We start from the raw sequence: 2,593 nt of genomic DNA on the forward strand, positions 1-2,593 counted from the left end.
TGGACTACGGCAACGAGGCGAATGAAATCCGCGCGCTGAAACGCATCATGGAGCGTGGCTTTGTGTACCGCGGCCTGAAGCCGGTGTACTGGTGCTTCGACTGCGGCAGCTCGCTGGCCGAGTTCGAGATCGAATACGCCGACAAAAAGTCGCAAACCCTGGACGTGGGTTTTGAATGCGCCGAGCCCGAGAAGCTGGCCGCCGCCTTCGGCCTGGACAAACTGGCCCAGCACGCCTATGCCGTGATCTGGACCACCACCGCCTGGACCATCCCCGCCAACCAGGCACTGAACCTGAACCCCGCCCTGACCTACGCCCTGGTACAAACCGAGCGCGGCATCCTGCTGCTGGCCGAAGACCTGGTCGAAAAGTGCATGGAGCGCTTCGCCCTGAACGGCACCGTTCTGGCCACCGCCCTGGGTGAAAAGCTGGCACTGATCAACTTCAAGCACCCGTTCTACGACGTAGACCCCGGCTACCGCCGCCTGAGCCCGATCTTCCTGGCCGACTACGCCACCGCCGACGACGGCACCGGCCTGGTCCACTCCTCGCCCGCCTACGGCGTAGAGGATTTCAACTCCTGCGTGGCCAACGGCATCCAAACCGACGACATCCTCAACCCGGTGCAAGGCAATGGCCGCTACGTGGACGACTTGCCACTGTTCGGCGGGCTGAACATCTGGAAGGCCGCGCCGCTGGTGATCGAAAAACTGCGCGAGCACGACCGCCTGTTTGCCACCGAAACCATCAGCCACAGCTACCCGCACTGCTGGCGCCACAAGACGCCGGTGATCTACCGGGCCGCAGCCCAGTGGTTCATCCGCATGGACGAAGGTGTGGGCGTGTTCACCCAAGACAAAGCCCCGCAAACCCTGCGCAAGCTGGCCCTGGCCGCCATCGAAGAAACCAGCTTCTATCCCGAGAACGGCAAGACCCGCCTGCGCGACATGATCGCGGGCCGCCCCGACTGGTGCATCAGCCGCCAGCGCAACTGGGGCGTGCCCCTGCCCTTCTTCATCCACACCGCCACCGGTGAACTGCACCCGCGCACCATGGAAATCATGGACCAGGCGGCAGCCATGGTGGAAGCCAACGGTGTGGAAGCCTGGAGCAAGGCCACCGCCGAGTCCATCATCGGCGCCGAGGCCGAAAACTACACCAAGGTCAACGACATCCTGGACGTGTGGTTCGACTCCGGCACCACCCACGAACACGTGCTGCGCGCCAGCCACAAAGAGCAATCTGCCTGGCCCGCCGATCTGTACCTGGAAGGCCACGACCAGCACCGCGGCTGGTTCCACAGCTCCCTGCTCACCTCCTGCGCCATGTACGACCACGCGCCGTACAAGGGCCTGCTGACGCACGGCTTCACCGTCGACGGCCGTGGCCGCAAGATGAGCAAGAGCGAAGGCAATGTGATCGCGCCGCAAGAGGTCAGCGACAAAATGGGTGCCGAAATCATCCGCCTGTGGTGCGCATCGACCGACTACTCGGGCGACCTGGGCATCGATGCCAAGATCCTGGCCCGCGTGGTGGACACCTACCGCCGGGTGCGCAACACGCTGAAGTTCCTGATGGCCAACGTCAGCGATTTTGATCCGGCAACCGACACCGTGCCGGAGGGCGAGTTGCTGGAAATCGACCGCTACGCCCTGAGCCGCGCCGCCCAGCTGCAGGCCGACATCCTGGCGCACTACGAGGTGTATGAATTCCACCCCGTGGTCGCCAAGCTGCAGGTGTATTGCTCGGAAGACCTGGGCTCGTTCTATCTCGACGTACTGAAAGACCGGCTCTACACCACCGCACCCAAATCGCTGGCCCGCCGCAGCGCCCAAACCGCGCTCTGGCAGATCACCCACGCCATGCTGCGCTGGATGGCCCCGTTCCTCAGCTTCACCGCTGAAGAAGCCTGGAAAATCTTTGGCACATCGGAAACCATCTTCCTGGAAACCTATGCCGACCTGGGCACGCCGGATGCCGCCTTGCTGGCCAAGTGGAGCCGCATCCGCGAGATCCGCGATGCGGTCAACAAGGACATCGAGGTGCTGCGCGCCGACGGCCAAGTGGGTGCATCGCTGCAAGCCAATGTGGACCTGACCGTGCCCGCCGACGACTTTGCGCTGCTGTCCAGCCTGGGTGCCGACCTGAAATTTGTGTTCATCACTTCTGCTATTAACTTAGTAGCTGGTGACGCACAGCAGATAAGCGCCAAGGCCAGTTTGGACGTGAAATGCGAACGTTGCTGGCATTACACGCCAGACGTGGGCATCGACCCGGCCCACCCCACCCTGTGTGGCCGCTGCGCCAGCAACCTGTATGGAGCCGGTGAAACCCGGGCATTTGCGTAATGGCAACTAAAGGCAAGTCCACTTTTGGAAAATCCAGCGCCAGCATGATCCCCTGGCTGGGTCTGGCGCTCATCATTTTGATAGCCGACCAGTTCGCCAAAACGCTGATCTTGGGCTACTACCACCTGGGCGACAGCACCTACGTCACCAGCTTCTTCAACATCGTGCGGGCCCACAACACCGGCGCGGCGTTCTCGTTCCTGGCGGGCGAAACCGGCTGGCAGCGTTGGTTCTTTACCGGCATT

At 62.6% G+C, this 2,593-nt stretch carries 2 protein-coding genes; both read left to right on the top strand.

Annotated elements, in window-relative coordinates; translation table 11 throughout:
• Positions 1-2,348: isoleucine--tRNA ligase (ileS, locus tag ABI213_RS00745; RefSeq protein ID WP_348025681.1), on the top strand; the 2,348-nt coding region annotated here is incomplete at its 5' end.
• A partial coding sequence (locus ABI213_RS00750; protein WP_348025683.1) for a signal peptidase II occupies positions 2,348-2,593 on the top strand: 246 nt, incomplete at its 3' end. The genes ileS and ABI213_RS00750, both read left to right, overlap by 1 nt.

The sequence above is a fragment of the Rhodoferax sp. genome (assembly GCF_039922535.1).
Classification (GTDB): Bacteria; Pseudomonadota; Gammaproteobacteria; order Burkholderiales; family Burkholderiaceae_C; genus Rhodoferax_B.